General features: G+C 55.7%; 21 protein-coding genes. 18 read left to right on the forward strand and 3 right to left on the reverse strand.

Annotated features, from left to right (window positions below; translation table 11 throughout):
• Positions 1-196: 196 nt before the first annotated feature.
• The 10 genes from IEX40_RS07050 to IEX40_RS07095 all read left to right on the forward strand — a co-directional run bounded on the left by IEX40_RS07050 (position 197) and on the right by IEX40_RS07095 (position 7,461).
• Entirely contained in the window at positions 197-511 is a 315-nt protein-coding gene (locus IEX40_RS07050; protein WP_188746719.1) for a hypothetical protein, read from the forward strand.
• Positions 512-802: 291 nt separating this feature from the next.
• On the forward strand, positions 803-1,555 hold the full coding sequence (locus tag IEX40_RS07055) for a DUF1571 domain-containing protein (protein WP_188746721.1): 753 nt from the start codon (positions 803-805) through the stop codon (positions 1,553-1,555).
• A gap of 484 nt (positions 1,556-2,039) precedes the next feature.
• Positions 2,040-2,330: a sll1863 family stress response protein gene (locus IEX40_RS07060; protein ID WP_188746722.1), complete on the forward strand. Its 291-nt coding sequence runs from the start codon at positions 2,040-2,042 to the stop codon at positions 2,328-2,330.
• 38 nt (positions 2,331-2,368) lie between these two features.
• Positions 2,369-2,824, forward strand: coding sequence for a sll1863 family stress response protein (locus tag IEX40_RS07065; protein ID WP_188746724.1), 456 nt, complete (start codon positions 2,369-2,371; stop codon positions 2,822-2,824).
• 753 nt (positions 2,825-3,577) lie between these two features.
• Positions 3,578-4,294, forward strand: coding sequence for a thiopurine S-methyltransferase (locus tag IEX40_RS07070; protein WP_188746726.1), 717 nt, complete (start codon positions 3,578-3,580; stop codon positions 4,292-4,294).
• Positions 4,295-4,596: 302 nt separating this feature from the next.
• On the forward strand, positions 4,597-5,208 hold the full coding sequence (locus IEX40_RS07075; RefSeq protein WP_188746727.1) for a cation efflux transmembrane domain-containing protein: 612 nt from the start codon (positions 4,597-4,599) through the stop codon (positions 5,206-5,208).
• 84 nt (positions 5,209-5,292) lie between these two features.
• Positions 5,293-5,820: a hypothetical protein gene (locus IEX40_RS07080; RefSeq protein ID WP_188746729.1), complete on the forward strand. Its 528-nt coding sequence runs from the start codon at positions 5,293-5,295 to the stop codon at positions 5,818-5,820.
• A 482-nt stretch (positions 5,821-6,302) separates the two neighbouring features.
• Positions 6,303-6,722 carry a GFA family protein gene (locus IEX40_RS07085; RefSeq protein WP_188746731.1) on the forward strand — a complete coding sequence of 140 codons (420 nt, stop codon included), beginning with the start codon at positions 6,303-6,305 and terminating at the stop codon, positions 6,720-6,722.
• Positions 6,723-6,804: 82 nt separating this feature from the next.
• Entirely contained in the window at positions 6,805-7,239 is a 435-nt protein-coding gene (locus tag IEX40_RS07090; protein WP_188746733.1) for a DUF3465 domain-containing protein, read from the forward strand.
• A gap of 84 nt (positions 7,240-7,323) precedes the next feature.
• Positions 7,324-7,461 carry a hypothetical protein gene (locus IEX40_RS07095; RefSeq protein ID WP_188746735.1) on the forward strand — a complete coding sequence of 46 codons (138 nt, stop codon included), beginning with the start codon at positions 7,324-7,326 and terminating at the stop codon, positions 7,459-7,461.
• 156 nt (positions 7,462-7,617) lie between these two features.
• On the opposite strand, the gene IEX40_RS07100 is transcribed toward IEX40_RS07095, so the two are convergent.
• A complete protein-coding gene (locus tag IEX40_RS07100) occupies positions 7,618-8,244 on the reverse strand; it encodes a trimeric intracellular cation channel family protein (protein ID WP_188746736.1) in 627 nt (208 codons plus the stop codon).
• A 55-nt stretch (positions 8,245-8,299) separates the two neighbouring features.
• Positions 8,300-9,130, reverse strand: a complete 831-nt coding sequence (locus IEX40_RS07105; protein ID WP_229680635.1) for a helix-turn-helix domain-containing protein — start codon at positions 9,128-9,130, stop codon at positions 8,300-8,302.
• A gap of 177 nt (positions 9,131-9,307) precedes the next feature.
• Here IEX40_RS07105 and IEX40_RS07110 point away from each other — a divergent pair, with 177 nt between their 5' ends.
• From IEX40_RS07110 to IEX40_RS07120, 3 genes are all read left to right on the forward strand, one after another.
• Positions 9,308-10,789 carry an alanine/glycine:cation symporter family protein gene (locus IEX40_RS07110; RefSeq protein ID WP_188746739.1) on the forward strand — a complete coding sequence of 494 codons (1,482 nt, stop codon included), beginning with the start codon at positions 9,308-9,310 and terminating at the stop codon, positions 10,787-10,789.
• Positions 10,790-10,870: 81 nt separating this feature from the next.
• Positions 10,871-12,271 (forward strand): aspartate ammonia-lyase, encoded by a 1,401-nt coding sequence (locus IEX40_RS07115; protein WP_188746741.1) that lies wholly within the window; start codon positions 10,871-10,873, stop codon positions 12,269-12,271.
• 4 nt (positions 12,272-12,275) lie between these two features.
• Entirely contained in the window at positions 12,276-13,280 is a 1,005-nt protein-coding gene (locus tag IEX40_RS07120) for a type I asparaginase (RefSeq protein WP_188746743.1), read from the forward strand.
• Between the two features lie 7 nt (positions 13,281-13,287).
• On the opposite strand, the gene IEX40_RS07125 is transcribed toward IEX40_RS07120, so the two are convergent.
• Positions 13,288-14,178: a helix-turn-helix domain-containing protein gene (locus tag IEX40_RS07125; protein ID WP_188746745.1), complete on the reverse strand. Its 891-nt coding sequence runs from the start codon at positions 14,176-14,178 to the stop codon at positions 13,288-13,290.
• 172 nt (positions 14,179-14,350) lie between these two features.
• Between IEX40_RS07125 and IEX40_RS07130 the strand changes: the two genes are divergently transcribed.
• From IEX40_RS07130 to IEX40_RS07150, 5 genes are all read left to right on the forward strand, one after another.
• A complete protein-coding gene (locus IEX40_RS07130; protein WP_188746747.1) occupies positions 14,351-15,370 on the forward strand; it encodes a TRAP transporter substrate-binding protein in 1,020 nt (339 codons plus the stop codon).
• Positions 15,371-15,616: 246 nt separating this feature from the next.
• Positions 15,617-16,456 (forward strand): SDR family NAD(P)-dependent oxidoreductase, encoded by an 840-nt coding sequence (locus IEX40_RS07135; protein WP_188746749.1) that lies wholly within the window; start codon positions 15,617-15,619, stop codon positions 16,454-16,456.
• 25 nt (positions 16,457-16,481) lie between these two features.
• On the forward strand, positions 16,482-18,248 hold the full coding sequence (locus IEX40_RS07140) for an FAD-dependent oxidoreductase (protein WP_188746751.1): 1,767 nt from the start codon (positions 16,482-16,484) through the stop codon (positions 18,246-18,248).
• Positions 18,226-18,561, forward strand: coding sequence for an NIPSNAP family protein (locus IEX40_RS07145; RefSeq protein ID WP_188746752.1), 336 nt, complete (start codon positions 18,226-18,228; stop codon positions 18,559-18,561). Before IEX40_RS07140 ends, IEX40_RS07145 begins: the two co-directional genes overlap by 23 nt.
• A gap of 345 nt (positions 18,562-18,906) precedes the next feature.
• Positions 18,907-21,213, forward strand: coding sequence for a sensor domain-containing protein (locus tag IEX40_RS07150; protein WP_188746754.1), 2,307 nt, complete (start codon positions 18,907-18,909; stop codon positions 21,211-21,213).
• Positions 21,214-21,289: the final 76 nt, after the last annotated feature.

Raw genomic sequence — 21,289 nt, forward strand, 5'->3', positions numbered from 1 at the left:
TCAAGGTAAGGTTTACAGAGCTGTTGCACACTATGAGTAAACATGCTCTAACAAACAATTGTAGTCGCCCGCAAGCGGGCTGGGACCTCCGCTGCTACGCAGCTCCGACCCCTAAATTGGGCGTTATGTGCCCGAGTTACCCACGAACAGTAGACACCTTCTATAGTTAGGTTTACGCCTGACGGGGAGGTGTAAGATGGCCAGGAAAAAGTATCAGCACTATACGGAAGAGTTCCGGCGCGAGGCGGTCAAACGTGCGGACCAACCCGGAAATAATCAGAGCGTCGCCAATCAGTTATTTCGTACACGTCGAGACGTCGACGCGCCGTTGCGAGGTGAATTGCTTGAACCAGCTGTAGCCGTAACCTTTGATTACAAGAGGTACAGCGCCGTGATCTCAAGGATCGTGCAAGGGCTACACTGGATAGAGCACGGAACAGCGTTAGGTGACGAGATCGATGTTCGGGTAATCCAGCCCAAGGTATGGATAGAAAGCTGTTTCTGTCTATGAATAATCTTATGGATTGCTTGCCGCCGAAATATCTGAACAACTAAACGTTTGCGTATAAGTTCCACAAGTCGGATGAAGGAGACACCGTATGGGGCATGCAATTTTTCAAAAGGCACACGGTCTTCGCGTATGTTGACGCGCCGGAAACATATCAAGTGCAGCCAGAAGGAGCGCCTACTCGCCGCTTCGCTCTGTTCCGGCGTCTTCTGCTGCATACTTATGTAAATTAATGAATCCTACTATTGAAGTTTCATGGCTAGCTAAACTATTTCGCCGGCGGATTTATTGGACATGGGCAACATTGCAAACAACTCTTTGCCGCGAATCATTTGCTCAGCGTTGCTCGTAATCACCGCTATGGCCGCACACGGCGGTGAACTCGTCAAACCCAACCCAGAGAAGTGGCTTATGGAGGCCGAGGCCGCCTACGACAGGGTTGAAACTTACACCGCCATTTTTCATAAACAGCAACGGATTTCGGGCACTCTTCTTGACGAAGAGAACATATTCCTCAAGTTCAGAAAAAAACCATATTCCCTGTACATGAAATGGGTGACAGAACCCCACAAGGGGAGCGAGTTACTGTACGTAGAGGGCTGGAATAAAGGCCGCATCAGGGCACACAGGGGCGGTTTTTTCAGCTTGATCGTTCGCAATCTCGATCCAAATGACCCGATGCTCATGGACAATAACCTTCGCCCGGTCACCAGCACAGGGGTTGGTTTCCTACTGAAGACTGTTGCAACAAACATGCGCAAGGCGATCAAGGCTGGTGTACTCACGTTCACTGATCGCGGACAAGAAAAGGTCTACGGCAGGGACACGCAGGTTATGGAAATGGACATACCTTCCGAGAAAGCGAAGGACTTCGATGGTGCGCACTTTGTTATCAACCAGGATATCGAGACCAAGATCCTGTTAAGGATCAGAGTCTATGACTTGGGCGGCCAACTCATCGAGAACTACGGGTACGAGAACCTGAACCTTGATGCGCATCTGTCGGACGCCGACTTCGACCCAAAGAATCTTGACTATGACTTCTGAGTTTTACCCATTAAGGTCAGAAAGAGGACCTTTGTCGGCATAGCGTCTCTATGGGGAATTTGCACATAACAGTCGTTTTCAGCCGACGCGTTTGCCGTCGCTCCGCTCTGTCAAACCCACAGCTGAAGTGGGTCGTTAGCATACCGAGTTACCCACGAATAGTAGACGCCTTCTATATTTAGGTTTACGCCAGACATTTTAGACTCGCTTCATCGATATATTAGCGCTGCTTGAGTGATTTTATCAGCGTATATCCACTCTCCAGTAGCTTATGCTATTTGTAACTGCTATGTGTCTTTTATTTAAAAATCATCCTGTTGTGGGTGTGCTAAAATTATAAGAGTTGCTCTCTTAATGAAGGCTATGAATCCTGTAGGTCCATTAGCAGTTTGGTTGAGATAAAAAATAAGGGGTTTTCGATAAATTTTTTAAAAACTGGCGGAGGATGTTTCGATTATCGATGCTGGTTTAAAGGAGGAAAAGTATGAGTAGGAAAGAGGCGTATCAAAAGAAGCTCCAAGCGCAGCTAGATGAGTGGGATGCGGAAATTAACAAGCTCAAGGCGAAGGCAGATGCTGCCGAAGCTGATACACGACTTGAATATTACAAACATATCGATGAGTTACGGTCTATGCAAGAGTCGGTTAGGAATAGACTCGCCGAGCTAAAGGCTTCCAGTGACGATGCGTGGGACGATATTAAAGCCGGCATTGACAGCGCATGGGACTCTCTTAGTAACGCATTGAAATCAGCTGCGTCGAGATTTAAGAAATAACTATTTTTGATTTATGTAACCTATTACGGAGGTTTAAAATGCATTTGCATATATCGACATTGATGCTGCTAGGCATACTCGGTGCTGTTCAGCCCTGCTATGCTCAAGCTGAAAAAGACAGCACGACAATAGAAGAGGTTAAGAAAGAGACTCAGGATTTACTTCAGTCTATCGGCTCATTTACTGCTGACAAAAAGGATCAGGCAGTCGAGCAGGCGAAGGACAGCTTGAACAAGTTGGATCAACGTATCGATGCGTTAGAGGCGAAAATCGATAAAAACTTTGACGAAATGAATGATGCTGCCCGTGAGGAGGCGCGTGAAAACATGAAAACCCTTCGCAAACTGCGAAATAAAGCCGCCGAATGGTATGGCAGCATGAAAGCCAGCTCGGCGGATGCATGGGAGCAGATGAAAAAAGGGTTCTCCGATGCCTATAAAGATCTTACGGAAGCCTGGGAAAAGTCTGAAAAAGAGCTTGGCTCCGGTAAATAGAAATGTCCAACAATGGTATTAATGTGAACGATACGGAAGAGTCTGGACGATAGGCGGTTAGACCTGCATGGCTGAGCTGACTCCCGCTATGCCTTTGAGCCGTTGGCAGGCTTGGGGCCGTTGAGAGTGTCACATGAGGAAGCCATGTCGGATTTCACATCGAGATCCAAGATTAGCTGCGAGATTCGTTGTGTGGACCTGGACGGGGTCGAGACTGTCATGAAACGGCTGCCCCCAGCGGGTGCTGAGTGGATGGCATATACATGCACAATCTCCGGCAAGACAGAAGCGATTCTTCTGATCGGTGACGCTATGGCATCCCGGCTGACCGGATCCTTGCCGGCGGCCGGAGATGCCAATGGGTTTTCGCGCTTGGCAGGGCTCTATTCTGCGGCGCTTTACGAGTGTGACATTTAGGCTTTGATGAGGCTGCCATTTGAGCAGGTCATCCGTCAGTTGGAGCGATTTTTTGCGCTGGGTTGGTGCAGGCTGTTATTACAGCTGTTGAGAAACCACTGATTTTGTGATGTGGTTTAGTTATTGCAGCATACCCGGTTCGCTAGCAGTTTTGTCGTTTGAATAGCATATTGTTTGGCAATAACTTCAATACCGGCTGTGCCAGTGAAGTTGCCAATGTCGCATAAGACCCCCAAATCTTCTGTTTTAATGGGGGTAATATCTTCTATGTGTTGCCTTCGGCTTAGTGAGATTTAGGTTAGTACCTTTTTGTTTTCTTCACGACATGGGCTATTTATGACAAACGATTCTGAGCACACGTGGCAAGAAAAGCCGTTCAGCGATGCCTTAAAACGCGAAGATAACCCCCACTGGCTTCAGATGTGGCGTGACGATCGCATAGAAGATTTTCACCAGAAAGCCGTTAACCCTCTACTCGTCCAGTATTGGCACAGCCAGAACCCCAAAAAACATAGCCGGATACTGGTGCCGTTGTGCGGTAAGAGCCTGGATATGTTATGGCTGGCAGAGCAGGGGCATAGTGTTGTGGGCATTGAGCTTAGTCCCATAGCGGTTAAAGCATTTTTTAGCGAAAACCATTTGAAGGTCAAAAAAACACGCAAAGGCAACTTTACCTGCTGGAAGTCGGGTCCAATTGTAATTCTGTGCGGCGATTTTTTCTCATTACAAAAACATCATCTCGGGCGCATCGATCGAGTGTTGGATCGGGCGGCGATGACTGCATTACCTGAAGGTGTCCGTGGACAATATGTCGAACAGCTTCGAACGCTGATCGATGATGATGTGGGGATATTTCTGTTGACCGTGGAGGATGTTGCAAAAAATAGTGGGCTGCAGTTAAACCATATCGACAACGAATTGGCCGAGCTATACCGCGAGTACTTTGAAGTTGAGCTCACCTATGCGCAGCGTCAGGATGCGGTGCAAGATGGTTCCTCGGCACCTGGTTTTTATATCGATAATAAGGTTTATCAAATGCGTCAACATCCGTGAATTCGGGTAAGTTTTTATGACATGACGAGGATTTACAGCAAGATGGCGCAGTGGTCATGAAATCGGGTCATGAAGGCGGGTAACTTGCTGCGTGTCAGGGGCGGCGAATGACCGGCTTGCCAGGGTCATCGGCGCATCGGATACTGCACGAAGTGGTGGCGAGATCAACGCCGATAGTTGAAACAGAGATGAAACTCCTGCGATTGATCGCTGCTTATGCCCGCAGGTAAGCGCGGCACCTCAACCCAGGGCGGGGGAGTCCATTTCAGTCGTTACACGCCCGGCAAAGATAGGATAGTAAAATGTCAGATTGCGGCTGTGGAGCAGAACAGGCAGAGGGATTAGAACGAAAAGTGCTAATAGTTCTTCTGTCGATCAATGCGTTTATGTTCGTCACGGAACTGACTTTGGGTTGGTTCGCGCAATCTACGGGGCTTATAGCGGATTCACTCGATATGCTGGCGGACGCGTCGGTCTATGGCCTGTCGCTTTATGCGGTTGGCAAAGGGATCGTAAAGCAGGCAGGGGCGGCAAGGGTCAGCGGCTATCTACAGATTATATTAGGGCTTGGCGTGTTGCTTGAAGCGCTGAGGCGGTTGCTGTTTGGTAGCGAGCCTCAGAGCACCCTCATCGTTGCTGTCGGTGCTGCTGCGTTGATAGCGAATGTGCTCTGCCTCGTGCTTATCTCCAAGCACAGAGAGGGTGGGGTACACATGAGGGCGTCTTGGATCTTCTCGACAAATGATGTCATCGCCAATCTGGGGGTTATTGTATCCGGTGTACTCGTTGGAGTTATAGGGAGTCGGTATCCAGACTTGGTGGTCGGTACGGTAATCTCGGTCATCGTGATCCGTGGCGGTTTGAAAATTCTGCAGGAAGCCAAGGAGTCTCTGGACCCTCCCAGATGTGCCTGACGAACAGTGGCAGGGTGCCTGAGTTCATGGCAGGTGGTAATGCAAAGGGCTCTGACGTGGCAGTAGAAGAGGGGAGATATTCCTATGAACGGGTTGTTGCGCTTCATCCCCGCAGTCGTTGTGATCATGACGCTGTGCGGTTTCTCGCTCGAGGCGAACGCTGAGGGAGTTCCAGAGGCACCGCCGTTGCGACAGATACCGGGCATTATTGCACCGGATCAGTTTCCACAGGGCTGCGTTGATTGCCACGTGAACCGTCCCGACTTGAAGAGGGACGTGCGGCTGAGCACCGTCATGCGGCATTGGCAGGATAAGGTCGACCCGATGTTCCTTGCCAGGATCAGGCCATTCGTTCCGGTGAACATGGAGCTGGCGGGGAAGCATCCGGCCTTTGAGGCAGAGTCTGCCGATATACCGCAGGCCTGCTTGCAATGCCACGAGAATACGTCGGAGCCCGCACCACCCCTGGGGCCGTTGCTGCACGGACTGCACCTTGTCGGCGGCGAAGAAAACCATTTCCTGTCAAAGTTTCAGGGCGAGTGCACGCTTTGCCACAAGCTGAACGCGCAGACGGGAGAATGGTCGCTTGGGAGCGGCAGGGAAGGTGAGTAAAAGTCGACTCGACTTCAGTGCAAGCCGGCAAGGCGTGCTTCATCGGTTGGGGGCGCCACATGCCGTCAGGGTAAGTACTGGTACTGCGGTGCAACACGCCCCTTATGTTTTCTATTCCAGCAGGGTATCGATCGTTGCGCGGGCACTATTGCTAGATGACCTTGTTGCAATAGGCGTGAATGATACCAAACCGAACTGGTTGAAGACTGATACCTTTATTCGTGCCGAGGTACCGCGGGGAGTCGTGGATATTTCCGCTGGCCCAGCTGCGCACCTGCTAGTGTCGAAAAAGCAGTGGCGTTGCGTGCCGGATGACGTTGGTTATTTTGGGGGTTGGGGTTCGTTTTCCGGGCAGGATCCTATCAATGAGCTCGACGAATCCACCGGATAAATTGAAATAGACAGGCGTCGGTTGTTACTTCCTAATTAGCCTCAGGGTATAGCGGCGTGGTAACGAGACGTCATCACGAAAGGAGGCTCCATTGGCGAAGAAGATTCAAGGTTCATGTCTTTGTGAAAGCGTTCGGTTTGAACTGGAAGGTGAGTTCAGTGCTTTTTATCTCTGTTACTGCAAGCGCTGCCAGAAAGGCACTGGTTCCGCTCATGCCGCAAATCTATTTTCACAATCGGCGAAATTGAGGTGGTTGCAGGGAGAAAACGTCATCAGCACCTACCTGCTGCCAAAGAGTCGACATGCCAGGAGCTTTTGCCAGAACTGTGGCTCGCCTGTGCCCACGATTTCAGAAGAACCGGGAATGGTGGTTGTACCGGCAGGTAGTCTTGATGAACCGGTAACGATTGCTCCGACTGCCAAGATATTTGTAGCCAGCGCTGCCGGCTGGTCAACAGATTTGAGTGCTGTAACAAGCTTCGAGCTGCTGCCGGATCAGGTGAACAAGTAAACACATTTGAACTTCTGCCGGCATCGCGAGATTGCTGCTTTTAGTGACAGGAAACTACCCCTCGAAACAGGTCAGCGATGAAATGAAAAAGTTACTCCTCATTATTCTTGCTGGCTTTGCGCTGTTCAGCGTTCTGGAAAACAATCCCAGCTTCTTTCAGTCCTACAGGCAACAGAGCAGCGGTACTGATCAGGCCATTGCCGATGCCTATGACAAGCAGCAAAGCGATATTCAGGTGTCGGGTGCCGGTGTCGTCATTCGCATCCTGCCCGATGACAACGATGGCAGTCGGCATCAAAGGTTTATTCTTCGCTTGGCCTCCGGCCAGACGCTGCTGATCGCCCACAATATCGATCTTGCGCCCCGTATCGATGCTTTGCGTGAGGGCGACAGGGTCGAGTTTTACGGTGAGTATGAGTGGAACGCTAAAGGTGGTGTGGTGCATTGGACTCATCATGACCCGGCAGGGCGTCATCTGTCTGGCTGGCTTAAGCACGATGGCGAGATCTATCAATAGGTGCATCAATCAAGAGGTATCCCGGCAGCCTGCCCGGTTATCGAATAATTGCCGTTTGTGCCGCCTGGCGGAACAGCAAGGCGGGTGACCACGCCGGACAAGACCATCGTGATCTCCGGCGATACCACCTACAGAGAAAAGGTGGCCAAGATATCAAAGGGCGCGGATATTCTGGTGCATGAGCTGATCGAGGCAACAAGGAGTGAGCGCCCCAAGGGATGACTGACGTGGGATTAACCCCTTGAGCGAGCAGATTAGGCAACAGGGTACGCTACCGGTGAGAGCCGTGCAGATGACGGTATTAGCGCCATCTGCCTGCGTTAGAGTAGGCGGCCCACGAGATTGCGTGTCGCTTTGCCGGCTCTCGGACCGACACTGCTATGCCTTCTTATACGGATTAGGTAGCTTGATGTTGAAGCGTATGGCCAGCGCTCTGAGCACGAAGGCGACGCTGAATCCGCCAATCAGGTCATAGCTGTAAGGGACATTCAGGCTGTTTAGCGTCAGATAGACCACAGAGCCTGCCAGCGCCGTGGTGATATAAAGCTCCTCATTCATCAGCGTCAGGTTACTGCTGCAGAGCACGTCACGGGCGATACCGCCAAAGGAGGCGGTCATCACGCCCATGCAGACGGCGATCAGCGGCGCGGTGCCGAAGTTGAGTGCCACCTCGGTACCGACCACCGCGAAAAGGGCCAGACCCACTGCGTCCATCCACAGCAGGGCACGTGACAGCGATGCCAGTTTCGGCGCGATGAAGTAGGTGGCGGCGGAGGCTATCAGGCAGACGCTGATCCAGATAGGCTCGCGGATCCAGAACACCGGCAGATTTCCCAACAGCAGGTCGCGCAGGGTGCCACCACCGATACCGGTAACTGTACCGATCAGCATGAAGCCCAGTATGTCCATTCGGTGACGGGCGGCATCCAGCGCGCCGGAGATGGCGAATACGGCGACCGCCGCTAAGCCCATGAGGTTGACTGCAGCGGTGATATCGAAGGGCATGCTGATCCTTAATAGTTATTGAGTCGTCGATTGTTTTTTAATTGTTCTGGTTTTCTCAATGGCGGGCTCTGAACAAGCGCTCCTCCGGGCCCATCTCATTGCGTACCGCCTGGCGGATCGACAGGTCGATGCTGGCATCTTCGCAGTCATACAATCCGCACAGCGCCAGCGCCTTGCGGATCCGCACCTCCTGCCCCAGATATTCGTACACCACCCTAGCACAGCAGGGCATCCGTTCACTGTTGTCCGATACGCCGATCTTAATCCCGGTCAGTCGGGAAATGCGGTTGCGAAAGCTGGGGAAGAGGATGGTCTGGGTGATTTCGTGATGGTTCAGGGTCTCGTGATCGATAAGGAACAGCCGGTCGCTGAGCAGGCAGGCGACACCCTGGTAGCGGTTATGGCAGGCGGGCTCACCGGCCTGGGCCTGCATCCGCTCGGTGCGCTGGAACACTACCTGACCCTCCCGCTCCTCCAGGCAGACCAGGTTCCGCAGCAGTTTGCCGGGGGTAGACATCGACAGGTAGTACTCGAAGTAGTAGCCGAGGTAGCGTTCCAGGCCGGCACTGTAGGCGTGGGTCAACTCCTCGATACGCTGAGAGACTTCAGACGTCGACGACTCCGTAACGGCAGAACTCTGCGGGCGCACCTGCACCATACGCTCGAATTGGCCGTGGGGCAGCATAATTTCGTGCACCTCGACGCCGAAGAATTCGCAGATCCGACGCAGGGTGCCGGCCGAGGGCTTGTACTGACCACTCAGATATCGGTTGAACTGCGGGCGGTTGATGTTCAGCCGTCGGCACACTTCGGCGATCGATTTGTAGTAGGTACACAGCAGGCGGAGATTCTGTGCCAGATCTTCGTGGATACCCGGTTGGTTCATGCTCGCTCCCGCATCTAAAACTGCGCCAGACTGCGTCTGTAGCTTTCTGGTGCTGTAAAAGCGCTAATGTGCGTCAATCTGTAGTCAGAGTGTCAAATTTTATCAGTGCCATACCGTTGTTTAAATGGGCATCTTCCTACAACAGCTTCCTATAACAAAAAACAGCGGAGATTCTCGATGTTGGACTTTCTCAACGACATACTCTGGGGCAAGGTGCTGATTGCACTGCTGATTACCGTGGGTGTCGGATTTACCCTGGCTTCCCGATTCGTACAGTTCCGGTACTTCGGGCGCATGTTCCGGATTCTCAGCGCCAGTCAGGCGTTCAAGAAAGACAAGCACGGGCATCTGAGCTCGTTTCAGGCGCTGCTGCTCTCCGTTGCCGGCCGTGTCGGCGGCGGTAATATCGCCGGTGTCGCAGTGGCCATCACCCTAGGTGGCCCTGGCGCCGTGTTCTGGATGTGGGTGGTTGGCCTGATGGGGATGGCCACCAGCTTCCTCGAGTGTACCCTGGCTCAGACCTACAAACAGGCTGAGCCGGACGGTACCTATCGTGGCGGTCCGGCGCACTATATTGCCCGCGGTATGGGCAGCAAGTGGAAGTGGCTGGCGGGACTCTATTCGGTCTTGCTGCTATTGACCTTCGGCTTCGGCTTTACGGCCTTGCAGTCCTACGCGGTGGCGACCTCTTTCGGCGACGCCTTCGGTGTGCCGGTTTTCTACACCGGTATCGGTCTGGCGATGATTGTCGGCCTGATCATCTTTGGTGGCGTCAAGCGTATCGCCAAGGTTGCCGAGGTTCTGGTGCCGGTGATGGCGTTGGGCTACCTCCTGGTCGCAGGTGCGGTATTGGCGCTCAATGTCGAGCGTATCCCCGATGTGGTAATGCTGATCGTCAACAGCGCTTTCGGGCTTGAGCCTGTGGTCGGCGGCGGTATTGGCGCAGCGATCCTGATGGGCGTCAAGCGCGGTCTGTTCTCCAACGAAGCGGGCCTGGGAAGTGCGCCGAACGTGGCGGCCGTTGCCTACGTGCCGCACCCGGCCAACCAGGGTGTGGTGCAGTCGTTCTCCGTATTCATCGATACCCTGATCATCTGCTCGGCCACGGCGTTCATCATCCTGCTCAGCGGCGTGTATGACCCGGCAGGTGCCAACGATATCGGTGGTGTGGCGCTGACTCAGGCTGCCCTGGCCGAGCATGTGGGCGAGTGGGGTCGCAGCTTTGTCAGCATCGCGCTGCTGCTGTTCGGTTTCAGCACCGTGCTCTACAACTACTACCTGGGCGAGAACAGCATCAACTTCTTCAGCACCGAGAACCAGAACCTGTTCAACGGATTCCGTGTCGCCATCATCGGCCTGGTGTGCTGGGGCGCGACCACCGATCTGGGCACCGTGTTCGCCTTTGCCGATGTGACCATGGGCTTCCTGGCGCTGGTCAACCTGATTGCGTTGATCGCGCTGGTCAAACCGGGGCTGCGCATCATGCGTGATTTCGACGAGCAGATCGCCGACGGCATCGAGCAGCCGGTATTCGATGTGTCTCGCTTTGCCGATATGAATATCGATGCCGCTGCCTGGGAGATCGAGCCGGAGGATCTGGAGCGCATCAACCAGCGTCGCAGTGCCCCGGTTCCGGCCAGCGGCGAGACCACGGCCTGATCCATTCACTGAACCTATCCGGCCCGGCACCCTGTCGGGCCTTACTGAAATCCCTTATCTCTTTCCATGGTGAATACCACTATGAACACACGCATCGAGCACGATCTACTGGGTGATATGGCGGTTCCCGCAGAAGCCTGGTACGGCATCCAGACCCAGCGGGCGCTGGATAACTTCTCTATCACCGGTGTTCCGATCAGCCACTTCCCGGCGTTCATCAAGGCGCTGGCGATGGTGAAGTCGGCGGCGGCCAAGGCCAACCGCGACCTGGGAAGCCTCGATGCGCACAAGGCGGAGGCGATCATCGTCGCCTGCGATGAGATTATCGCTGGCGAGCTGCATGACCAGTTCGTTGTTGACCTGATTCAGGGCGGCGCCGGTACCTCCACCAACATGAACGCCAACGAGGTGATCGCCAACCTGGCGCTGGCCAAGATGGGGCACGCCAAGGGGGAGTACCAGTACCTTCATCCCAATGATGATGTGAACCGCTCCCAGTCCACCAACGATGCCTATCCGACCGCGGTCTGCCTGGCGATCCAGTTTGCCGCCGAGCCGCTGGAGCAGGCGATCATCCGTCTCAAGGAGAGCCTGGAAGCGAAGGGGCGGGAGTTCGCCGACATCGTCAAGATGGGGCGTACCCAGATGCAGGACGCGGTGCCGATGACGCTGGGGCAGGAGTTCGAGGCCTTTGCGGTAAACCTGGGCGAGGATATCGACCGCCTGCACGAGGCCAGCAAGCTGTTGTGCGAGGTGAACCTGGGCGGTACCGCCATCGGTACCGGCATCAACACCCACTCCCGCTACCGGGCCTTGGCGGTGAGCTATCTGGCGGAGATCTCCGGCAAGCCGATCGTGTCGGCCAGCAACCTGGTGGAAGCCACCTCCGATATGGGCGCCTTCGTGCTGTTCTCCGGCATCCTCAAGCGCTTTGCGATCAAGCTGGGCAAAATGTGCAACGACCTGCGTCTGCTCTCCAGCGGTCCGCGCACCGGTTTTGCCGAGATCATGCTGCCACCTATGCAGCCGGGCTCGTCGATCATGCCGGGTAAGGTCAACCCGGTGATTCCGGAGGTGGTCAATCAGACCGCCTACCAGGTGATCGCCAGCGATCTGGCGGTAACGCTGGCCGCTGAAGCGGGGCAGTTGCAGCTCAACGCCATGGAGCCGCTGATCGTCTACAACCTGCTTAACTCGATGAAGATGCTGGGCTCCGCCTGCAACACGCTGAACGAGCGTTGCATCCAGGGCATCCGCGCCAACGAGGAGCAGTGTGCCCGTCACGTGGACAACAGCATCGGTATCATCACCGCGCTGGTGCCGCATATCGGCTATGCCAACTCCACCCGCATCGCCGCACAGGCGCTAAACTCCGGTTCCACGGTGCGTGAACTGGTACTGAGTGAGGGCCTGCTAAGCGAAGCACAGCTGGACCGTCTGCTCAGCCCACGCTCCATGCTGGCCCCGTTTACAGAAGGGTAAGGATATGAAGATTCTGGTTGTCTACACCGGCGGTACCATCGGTATGCTGCCCTCGGAGCAGGGCTACGTACCGGTGGCGGGTTTTGCCGAACGCCTGCAGGCGCAGCTTGGCGAGTCTGCTGACCAGCTGCCGCAGTTCGATCTGGTTGAGCTGGAGCGGCTGATCGACAGCGCCAATGTGCTGCCGGAGGACTGGCGTCAGATCGCGCTACTGCTGGAGCGGAGTTGGGCGGACTATGACGGCTTTGTTGTGCTCCACGGCACCGACACCATGGCCTATACCGCCTCGGCGCTGTCGTTCATGCTGCAGGGCTGCGACAAGCCGGTGATCCTGACCGGCTCGCAGATACCGCTGGCGGAGCTACGCAACGATGCGCTGGACAACCTGGTTACGTCGCTGCTACTGGCGGCCAGCGGCGAGATTCACGAAGTATGCGTCTACTTCAATGGTCGCCTGCTGCGTGGCAACCGGACCCGTAAGGTGCGCAGCACAGGCTTTGACGCCTTCGATTCTCCCAACTGCCCCTGGCTGGGGCAGGTGGGGATCGATATCGAGCTGCGCCGCGACCTGCTGCTGGAGCCTGCAATACCGCGTTTCCAGATACCGCAGTTTGACCCGGCAGCCGTGGTATCCCTATTCGTCTATCCCGGTATGCCGGCGCGTTTGATTGATGCCGCACTTGACGATCTGCGCGTGCGCGGACTGGTGCTGCATACCTATGGCGTTGGTAACCCACCGGATGCGGATGTGGCGCTGATCGCGGCACTGGAGAGGGCGGCGTCGCGTGGCGTAGTGGTGCTTAATATCACCCAATGTCATCAGGGCGCGGTCAGCCAGGGGGCTTATGCCACTGGCGCGACGCTCAACCGCATCGGGGTGATTCCCGGCAGCGATCTGACCCCGGAAGCGGCATTTACCAAGCTGCATCTGTTGCTGGCGCTGGATCTAAACGGCGATCAGCTGCGTAAAGCGCTGATCGAGCCTATCTGTGGAGAGTGTTCAGCCTAAGGGGACATCAGATCGGCTGATGTGCCCGCACCCGCTCGCGGAACTCTGACGGGGTCAGCCCGGTCTGCTTGCGGAAAAAGCGTGAGAAGTAGGCGGCATCGTCGTAACCCAGGGAATAGGCGACCTGCTGGATGGTCATGGTGGAGTAGGCGATATCCCGTTGTGCGGCATGGATGATGCGCGCGTTGATAATACTCAGTGGCGACTGCCCCAGTACTTCATGGCAGATACGGCGCAGCTGACCCGCGGTGATACCCAGCTGTTCGGCGTACTCATCCACCGTTTTCAGTGCCCCCAAATTGTTGTTCAGCAGTGCGCGGAAGCGCTCCACCTGTTCCGCCTTGCGTGAGCCCAGCGCGGGATTGAGCGCGTGTTGAGACTGGTCGACGCGACGGATCTGCAGCAGCAGCGCTACCAGCAACATATTGGCGCCACTCAGCTCGGTAGCGCTGGTCAGCAGCGTTTCCTGTTCGACCAGCTTGAACAGGGTCGCAAGCGTCTTATGCAGCCTGGCCGTTTCGGGTAGTGCCAGCACCATCGGCTTGTCGAAAATATCCGCCAGCGCCGGTACTGCTGTCGTAATCACCGTTTCCAGTGGCCGCTGCGCGGCGGTCACCACCGAGCCGTCTATACCCGCGCCCATATCGAAACCGTGCACTGTTTGCGCGGGAATCAGGATAAAGCAGGGTGCCTTGAACTCGACACTGCTGCCGTCGAGATGCACCACCCCACGCTCCTTCTGCACATAGAGTATCTGCACCAGCCCTTCATGCTGATGTGGATCGATCTTCCATTCGTAGTGTTTGGCGCGCCTGGATATCGGCTCGTAATGGATCGATTCGAACCAGCGCTGTTCCGGCGTTTCGCCATAGAGGGCGTAGTTGGGGATGCTGCTCATAGCTCTGTCTTGCAAGAGGCCGATGCACGAAATGTCCTATCAGTAGCCTGTTTTGTCAATTCGGATTCGCGCCTGTTTTGATTATTGTTGATATCAAGGTCGTACAGGTTATTAACCCTTTGCCGATCAAAATTAAGCCTAATATAAATCTATAATAAGTAAAGGTATTAAAATGAAGAATAAGACCCGTCTTTTATCGTTGGTGGCTGCTGCAGGTTTTTCTATTTCAGGTGCAGTAAATGCCGCTGAAGTTGATCTCCGTTTTGCTCACTTCTGGCCAGCCAATTCAGGTATAGCCAAAACCCTGGCGACCTGGGGCGAGACTGTTGAGGCCGAATCCAACGGTCGCATCAATGTGGAGATCTACCCCTCGCAAACGCTGGCCAAGGCGACCCAGACCTACGACTCGGTTGTGCGGGGTATTGCCGACGTTGGTGCGATCATCCAGGGCTATACCGCCAACCGCTTCCCGTTGTCACAGATCGTAGAGCTGCCCGGCATCGTGCAGACCGGCGAGCAGGGCTCCTGTGTGCTGCAGAAACTCTATGACGAGGGTGAGCTGGACAGTGAGTATCAGGATGCTCACGTGCTGTTCATGTTCACCCACGGCCCGGGCCATATCCATACCAAGGGCAAGGCGGTGGCGAAGCCGGAGGATCTGGCGGGTCTGATGATTCGACGGCCGACGGTGGTGGTGGGCGATCTGCTGGAAGGATTGGGCGGTGAGCCTGTCGGTTTGCCTGCGCCGGATATGTACAGCGCCATGCAGCGCGGCACCATCAATGGCGTGACGCTGCCTTGGGAGGCAATGGCCTCTTTCCGGCTCAATGAGCTGGCCGACCAGCATACCCAGGTCGGGCTGTACTCGCTGGCCTTCGTGGTGACGATGAATAAAAGCACCTACGCGCGTATGCCGGAAGACCTGAAGAAGATCATCGATGACAACACCGGCATGCGCTGGGCGGAGAAGCTTGGCAAGGCGTATGACGAGCTGGATCTGGTTGGTGTTCAACAGGCGAAAGAGATGGGGCATAGCATCACCGTCATCGAAAACGGCGCCGACAATCCGGCCTGGAAGCCGACGTTGGACCGCGTCACCGAGCAGTATGTCAGCGGGCTTTCCGCACAGGGACTGCCGGCGGGGCAGGTATTTGAGCGCGCGCAGGTGCTGTCCAAGGCCTGCGGCGCCTGACCGGATTTTGATTCAGGCTCAAGCTCAAAAACAGGCTCAGCCTCACCATTCGGCTCTGTGGCGCTGAGTCCTCACCTTCGCCGGTAATCGTTTTATCGCAGAAATCTTCGATTACCGGCTTTTTTACGTTGTTTTTTATTGTGGCTTTTAAATAGGCCAGGAAGGCCTTTGTTTCTAAAAAATACAGGTCGTATTTTAAAGCTATTTAAGCGTTGCTTGAAAAGTTATTTAACGAGGTGAATTGGTATGTCGGTGGAAAATGGCGGCAATGACTGGCTCGGAATTTCGGGTCGTAAATACGTGGTGACCGGCGCCGGTAGTGGTATTGGCTACGCCATTGCCGAAACGCTGATCGGTCTGGGTGCCCAGGTCGCGATGCTGGATCGCAATACCGCCGGTTGTGAGGCGCTGTCGGCCCGGTTCAACGCAGCTGGCGCACAGCATCTGGTGTTGGCCTGCGATATCGGCAGTGAAGCCAGTGTCGAGCAGGCCGCCACGACTGTGCGCGAGACCTTCGGTCTTATCGATGGATTGGTCAACTGTGCGGGCATGTTGCGTGCTGCACCGATTAAATCGGTGACGCTGGATGACTGGGATGCGGTGCTGCGCACCAACCTGACCGGTTACATGCTGTGCAGTCGCCATTTCGCCCGTCATACGGTGGAGGGCGAGGGCGCCATGGTGCATATCGCTTCAGTGGCCGCACACCATCCGCAAACCTATAGCGGTGCCTATAGCGCCAGTAAGGCGGGGATAACCTTGCTGTCCCGGCAGATCGCCGCGGAGTATGGCGCGGAGGGCGTACGCAGCAATGTGATCTGCCCGGGCATGATCCGTACCGCACTGTCAGAACCCTTTTATCAATATCCCGGCATCAAGGAGCGGCGCGAGGCGATGACCGCCAGTCGTCGCATCGGCGCCCCCCAGGATATCGCCAATGCCGCGATCTTCCTGCTCAGCCCGCGTGCAGCCTATATCAACGGTGCCGAGATCAGCGTCGATGGCGGTATGGAAACGATGTTGATGGATCTGATTCCGCGACCGGGGTTCTCCGCCGTGAACAGTCCCGAACAGCAAAACGCCTGATCTGAATCGGGTGGGAGAGTTAGCTATGCATACTAAAACCTCTATAGAAACACTTAGCTGCGACCTGCTGGTTGTCGGTTCGGGTGCGGGTGGATTATCTACTGCCGTGACCGCCAAAAAGAACGGTCTCGACGTGATCGTGATCGAAAAGGATCAGGTGTTTGGCGGTACCACTGCCTTCTCCGGTGGCGTGCTCTGGATTCCGGGCAATCACCACGGCCAGAAGCAGAATCCGCGGGATACGCGTGATGCGGCCGTTGAGTATATCCGTAATGAAACCGGTGATTTCTTTGACGAGGAGGGCGTTAACGCTTTCCTCGACAAAGGACCGGAGATGGTCGATTTCTTCGAGCGGGAGACGGCGGTCAAGTTCATCCCGACCCTCTATCCCGACTACCACCCGACTTTGGGTGGTGGGGTCGATATTGGTCGCTCCATTCTCGCCGCGCCCTTCGATATCCGCCAGCTGGGTCAGGATATCAAGCGGATGCGCCCGCCGCTGAAGACGATCACCTTCATCGGCATGATGTTCAATTCATCCAATGCCGACCTGAAGCACTTCTTCAACGCCACCAAGTCGCTGACCTCGTTTCTGTATGTCTGCAAGCGTCTGGCGATCCATATAAAGGAGCTGGCGCTGTACCGTCGCGGCGTCAATGTCACCAGCGGTAATGCCCTGGCCTCTCGACTGGCCAAGAGTGCGCTGGACCTGAATATCCCGATCCATACCTCGGCACCGGCCAAGGAGCTGTTGCAGCAGGATGGGCGCGTTACCGGCGTACACACGCATATCGATGGTCGTGAAGTGGTGATCGAGGCACGCAAGGGGGTGGTGTTGGCCTGCGGCGGCTTTGCCCATGACGTGAAACGGATCGCCGAAGCCTATCCCCACGTCCGGCGGGGAGGCGAACACCACTCGCCGGTACCGGAGAGCAATACCGGTGATGGACTGGCGCTGGTGGAACAGATCGGTGTGCCGGTGAAGTGCGAGTTTGCGGACACCTCGGCCTGGATGCCCACCTCGCTGGTGCCCAACAAGGATGGCAGCTTCGGCAAGTTTCCCCATCTGCTGGACCGTTACAAGCCCGGCGTGATCGGCATCAACCCGATGGGCAAGCGCTTCTGTAACGAGTCCGAGTCCTACCACGATGTGGGTGCGGCGATGATGCGGACCTGCGAAAACAGCAGCAAGACCTACATGTGGCTTATCTGCGACCAGACCTGCTTGAGCAAGTACGGCCTGGGTTATGTGAAGCCCTCGCCGATGCCGATCGGCGGCTTCCTGCGTAACGGCTACCTGAAGCGTGGCAATACGCTGGAGGAGTTGGCAACGGTCATCGGTGTCGATGTCTATCAGCTCAAGAGGACGGTGGCCGAGTATAACGAGGGCGCCGTACACGGCGAGGACCGCCAGTTCGGACGCGGCAGCACCGCATTCAACCGCTACCTGGCCGACCCGGAGAACAAGCCCAACCCCTGTGTGGCGCCGGTGCAGAAAGGGCCCTTCTACGCGGTCAAGGTATTCATGGGCGATCTGGGCACCTTCGATGGCATCAAGACCGACGTCTACGGCCAGGTACTGGATGCCGAAGGTGTCGGTGTTGAAGGCCTGTATGCCGTGGGCAATGACCGCCGCAGCATCATGGGTGGCAACTATCCCGGCGCCGGTATCACCCTTGGGCCGATCATGACCTTCGGCTACATCACGGCGCGTCGCATCGCCGGTATCGATGATGCTCTCGAACTGCCGCAACTGGAGGAGGTGAGCGATGGCCGTAAAGCCGCTGGTTGATTACAGGGTCTACACCATCACGCCGCGCAAGATGGGCGAGTTTGTCGAGGTGTTCAATCGACTGGCGATGCCGATCCTGAAGGAGACCCTAGGCACGCCTTTGGGTTTCTACACCACCCTGGTCGGCAAGCAAAACCAGTTCGTCCATCTCTGGGGCTACGACTCGCTGGAGGATTACGAACGGCGCAGCGCGGCACGGGATACCCACCCGGAGTTCCCCAACTATCTGGCCGCCTCGGCCCATCTGATCGTGGCGCAGGAGACCAGCCTGGTGCGCGGCATTGATCTGCTCAACGAGTGGGTCGAGGCGTGAACGCAAAGGCGATTGTGTTGGTGACCGGTGCTGCCGTGGGGTAGGGCTGGCCGCAGAGTGGATTGCGTGGAGAGCATTTCCAACGGCGCGCTTTTTCAACGACCCGAACGTTGCAGTTCAGGTCGTTTTCGTATTCGAGCCAATCCAATAGAGCTGCCCAGCTATCACCCGAGAAAATAAGTTCGGCCAGGGTTACAGCAATAACACCTCTTTCCGTTATTATCGGTATCTGGTTGCAGACAGTTTTGTCTGCATCGTTGCATATTGAAACGCGACGATATCGCTCAAAGACGGCCGCGACACGCGGATTGTCTTAAGCACCACAGATCAGGTACACGGCCCCACATGAAAGACGAAACAGGCGAAAGGAAACTCTCCCCACCCGGTACTACTTCGGTCGGCTGGTCGGGCGCAGCTCTCAGGATCTCATTGATCTACGGTTTCTTTTCGCTGCTCTGGATCTTCCTGTCCGACACTGTGCTACAGATGCTGGTGTCCGATATCCAGATTTTAAGCTTCCTGCAAACGATCAAGGGCTTTGGGTTCGTTGTGATTTCCACGCTGCTGATCTTTGGGCTGGTCAGTTATTACGCTAAACGGATGCTGGCGGCGCAGCATCATCTGCGCGCATTGATCGATACCCTGCCGGATCTGGTCTGGCTCAAGGATGAAAAGGGGGTATACCTCAGCTGTAACCGCAAGTTCGAGAGTCTTTTCGGCGCCAGTGAAAGCGAAATCGTTGGTAAGACCGACTACGATTTTGTGGATGCCGAACTGGCTGACTTTTTTCGCAAGCATGATCTGATCGCCATGCATGCCGACCGTTCAAGTGTTAACGAGGAGCAGCTGACGTTTGCCGATGACGGGCATACCGAGATACTGGAAACGATCAAAACGCCGATGAAAGATGAAACCGGCAAGTTGATCGGTATTCTGGGCATAGGGCGTGATATCACCAGGCGCAAGCAACGGGAAACCGAGATCAGGGTTCTGACCCAGGCGGTTGAACAGAGTCCAGTGGCGGTGGTTCTGGCCGATCCATCCCGGCGGGTCACCTTCGTCAATCGGGCGTTCGAGCGCATCAGCGGTTACCCATCCGAAGAGGTGGTAGGGCGGGCGTTCGAGCTGGTCGACCTTGAGCTGAACGAAGCGGAGCTGGTGGCTGAGATCTGGCACAGTATCAGTGCCGGAGAGCCCTGGCAGGGAGAGTTGAGAAGCAGGCGAAAGGGCGGTGAACAGTACTGGGAGCACGCCTATCTGTCTCCGGTCCTTGGCGGCTCAGGTGAAGTCAGTCATTACCTGGCGCTGAAAGAGGACATCAGTCTGCGTAAGCGGCAGGAGGAGCGGCTGCAGTATCAGGCGCATTACGATCCGTTGACGGCACTGCCGAACCGGGTGTTGATCATGGACCGGCTGCAGCAGTTGATCCGCGACGCCAGGCGTAACAACGAGTATGTTGCGGTGATGTTTCTCGATCTCGATGACTTCAAGAAGATCAACGACAGCATGGGACACGATGTTGGTGACCAGGCGCTGGTACAGGCGGCATCGCGTCTGGTCGACTCCGTGCGTGAAGGTGACAGCGTCGGTCGGCTCGGCGGCGATGAGTTTATCGTGCTTGCCGGTCACTTTTCCCAGAAAGAGTCGGTTCAGGTCGTGGCGGCAAATATCCTTGAGAGTTTCTGGGATACCTTCGATTTGGGTGGGCGCGAGATCATGCTCACTGCCAGTATCGGCATCGCGATCTACCCCTTCGATGGTGATAGCCTGAGTGAGCTGCTGAAAAGCGCAGATACCGCCATGTACCTATCTAAGGCGCAGGGACGCAACCGTTACGCTTTCTTTACCAATGAGCTGAATCAGAGCATCAGTCGGCGACTGCAGATCGAGGAGCATCTGCGAGCCGCCATCGACAACGGCGAGCTGAGGGTGGCGTACCAGCCCCAGTATGAGGTCAAGAGCCGGAGTATGATCGGTGTCGAGGCGTTGTTGCGCTGGAATAGTTCGGCACTCGGGCAGGTTGGGCCGGACGAGTTTATCCCCATCGCCGAACAGAGCGGATTGATCGTGCCGATCGGCCGATTCGTAATGCAGCAGGCACTGTCGGACGCGATGCAGTGGGTCGCGCAGGAACCGCAGTTCAAGCTGGCGGTGAACATATCGCCGGTACAGTTTCGGGATGAGGAACTAGCCGACTTTTTGCGTCAGGAGTTGGAGCGCAGTGGTTTCCCGGCGTCGCGGCTCGAACTGGAGATTACCGAGGGGATCCTGATGCGTGGTGGCCCCATGGTGGAAAATACCCTGGCGACACTGCATGAGATGGGGATCTGCCTGTCGATGGATGATTTCGGTACCGGTTACTCCTCGCTCAGTTATCTGCGCCGCTATCCGGTCGATGAACTCAAGATCGATCGCAGTTTCGTACAGGAGATGACCGTTGACGAGGCTGATCGGGAGTTGGTCAGCGCTGCCATCTCATTATCGCGCGGGCTGGGCCTTCGAGTGGTTGCCGAAGGCGTTGAGAGCAAAGAGCAGTTGGAAGCGCTCAGCGAGATGGAGTGTGCGGTGGTGCAAGGCTTCCTGTTGAGTAAACCGGTCTGCGCCAAGGAGATCGATGCATTGCTGATGCAGCGAGAATGGGAGCTTAGTTAATCAACCTGTTCTAAAAGTACAAGCCAAGCGGTCTATACTCCATTCATAAAACAACCTCAGTGTTAGACGATTACCA

This window comes from Marinobacterium zhoushanense (assembly GCF_014641945.1).
In the GTDB taxonomy this organism is placed as follows: Bacteria; Pseudomonadota; Gammaproteobacteria; order Pseudomonadales; family Balneatricaceae; genus Marinobacterium_D; species Marinobacterium_D zhoushanense.

Bases quoted from the DNA above. Each gene is read 5' to 3' on its own strand.
- IEX40_RS07135 (WP_188746749.1), top strand. From the start codon at position 15,617: ATGTCGGTGGAAAATGGCGGCAATGACTGGCTCGGAATTTCGGGTCGT.
- IEX40_RS07100 (WP_188746736.1), bottom strand. From the start codon at position 8,244: ATGCCCTTCGATATCACCGCTGCAGTCAACCTCATGGGCTTAGCGGCG.
- IEX40_RS07115 (WP_188746741.1), top strand. From the start codon at position 10,871: ATGAACACACGCATCGAGCACGATCTACTGGGTGATATGGCGGTTCCC.
- IEX40_RS07050 (WP_188746719.1), top strand. From the start codon at position 197: ATGGCCAGGAAAAAGTATCAGCACTATACGGAAGAGTTCCGGCGCGAG.
- IEX40_RS07130 (WP_188746747.1), top strand. From the start codon at position 14,351: ATGAAGAATAAGACCCGTCTTTTATCGTTGGTGGCTGCTGCAGGTTTT.
- IEX40_RS07110 (WP_188746739.1), top strand. From the start codon at position 9,308: ATGTTGGACTTTCTCAACGACATACTCTGGGGCAAGGTGCTGATTGCA.
- IEX40_RS07060 (WP_188746722.1), top strand. From the start codon at position 2,040: ATGAGTAGGAAAGAGGCGTATCAAAAGAAGCTCCAAGCGCAGCTAGAT.
- IEX40_RS07105 (WP_229680635.1), bottom strand. From the start codon at position 9,130: ATGAACCAACCGGGTATCCACGAAGATCTGGCACAGAATCTCCGCCTG.
- IEX40_RS07070 (WP_188746726.1), top strand. From the start codon at position 3,578: ATGACAAACGATTCTGAGCACACGTGGCAAGAAAAGCCGTTCAGCGAT.
- IEX40_RS07140 (WP_188746751.1), top strand. From the start codon at position 16,482: ATGCATACTAAAACCTCTATAGAAACACTTAGCTGCGACCTGCTGGTT.
- IEX40_RS07055 (WP_188746721.1), top strand. From the start codon at position 803: ATGGGCAACATTGCAAACAACTCTTTGCCGCGAATCATTTGCTCAGCG.
- IEX40_RS07090 (WP_188746733.1), top strand. From the start codon at position 6,805: ATGAAAAAGTTACTCCTCATTATTCTTGCTGGCTTTGCGCTGTTCAGC.
- IEX40_RS07125 (WP_188746745.1), bottom strand. From the start codon at position 14,178: ATGAGCAGCATCCCCAACTACGCCCTCTATGGCGAAACGCCGGAACAG.
- IEX40_RS07145 (WP_188746752.1), top strand. From the start codon at position 18,226: ATGGCCGTAAAGCCGCTGGTTGATTACAGGGTCTACACCATCACGCCG.
- IEX40_RS07120 (WP_188746743.1), top strand. From the start codon at position 12,276: ATGAAGATTCTGGTTGTCTACACCGGCGGTACCATCGGTATGCTGCCC.
- IEX40_RS07075 (WP_188746727.1), top strand. From the start codon at position 4,597: ATGTCAGATTGCGGCTGTGGAGCAGAACAGGCAGAGGGATTAGAACGA.
- IEX40_RS07080 (WP_188746729.1), top strand. From the start codon at position 5,293: ATGAACGGGTTGTTGCGCTTCATCCCCGCAGTCGTTGTGATCATGACG.
- IEX40_RS07150 (WP_188746754.1), top strand. From the start codon at position 18,907: ATGAAAGACGAAACAGGCGAAAGGAAACTCTCCCCACCCGGTACTACT.
- IEX40_RS07065 (WP_188746724.1), top strand. From the start codon at position 2,369: ATGCATTTGCATATATCGACATTGATGCTGCTAGGCATACTCGGTGCT.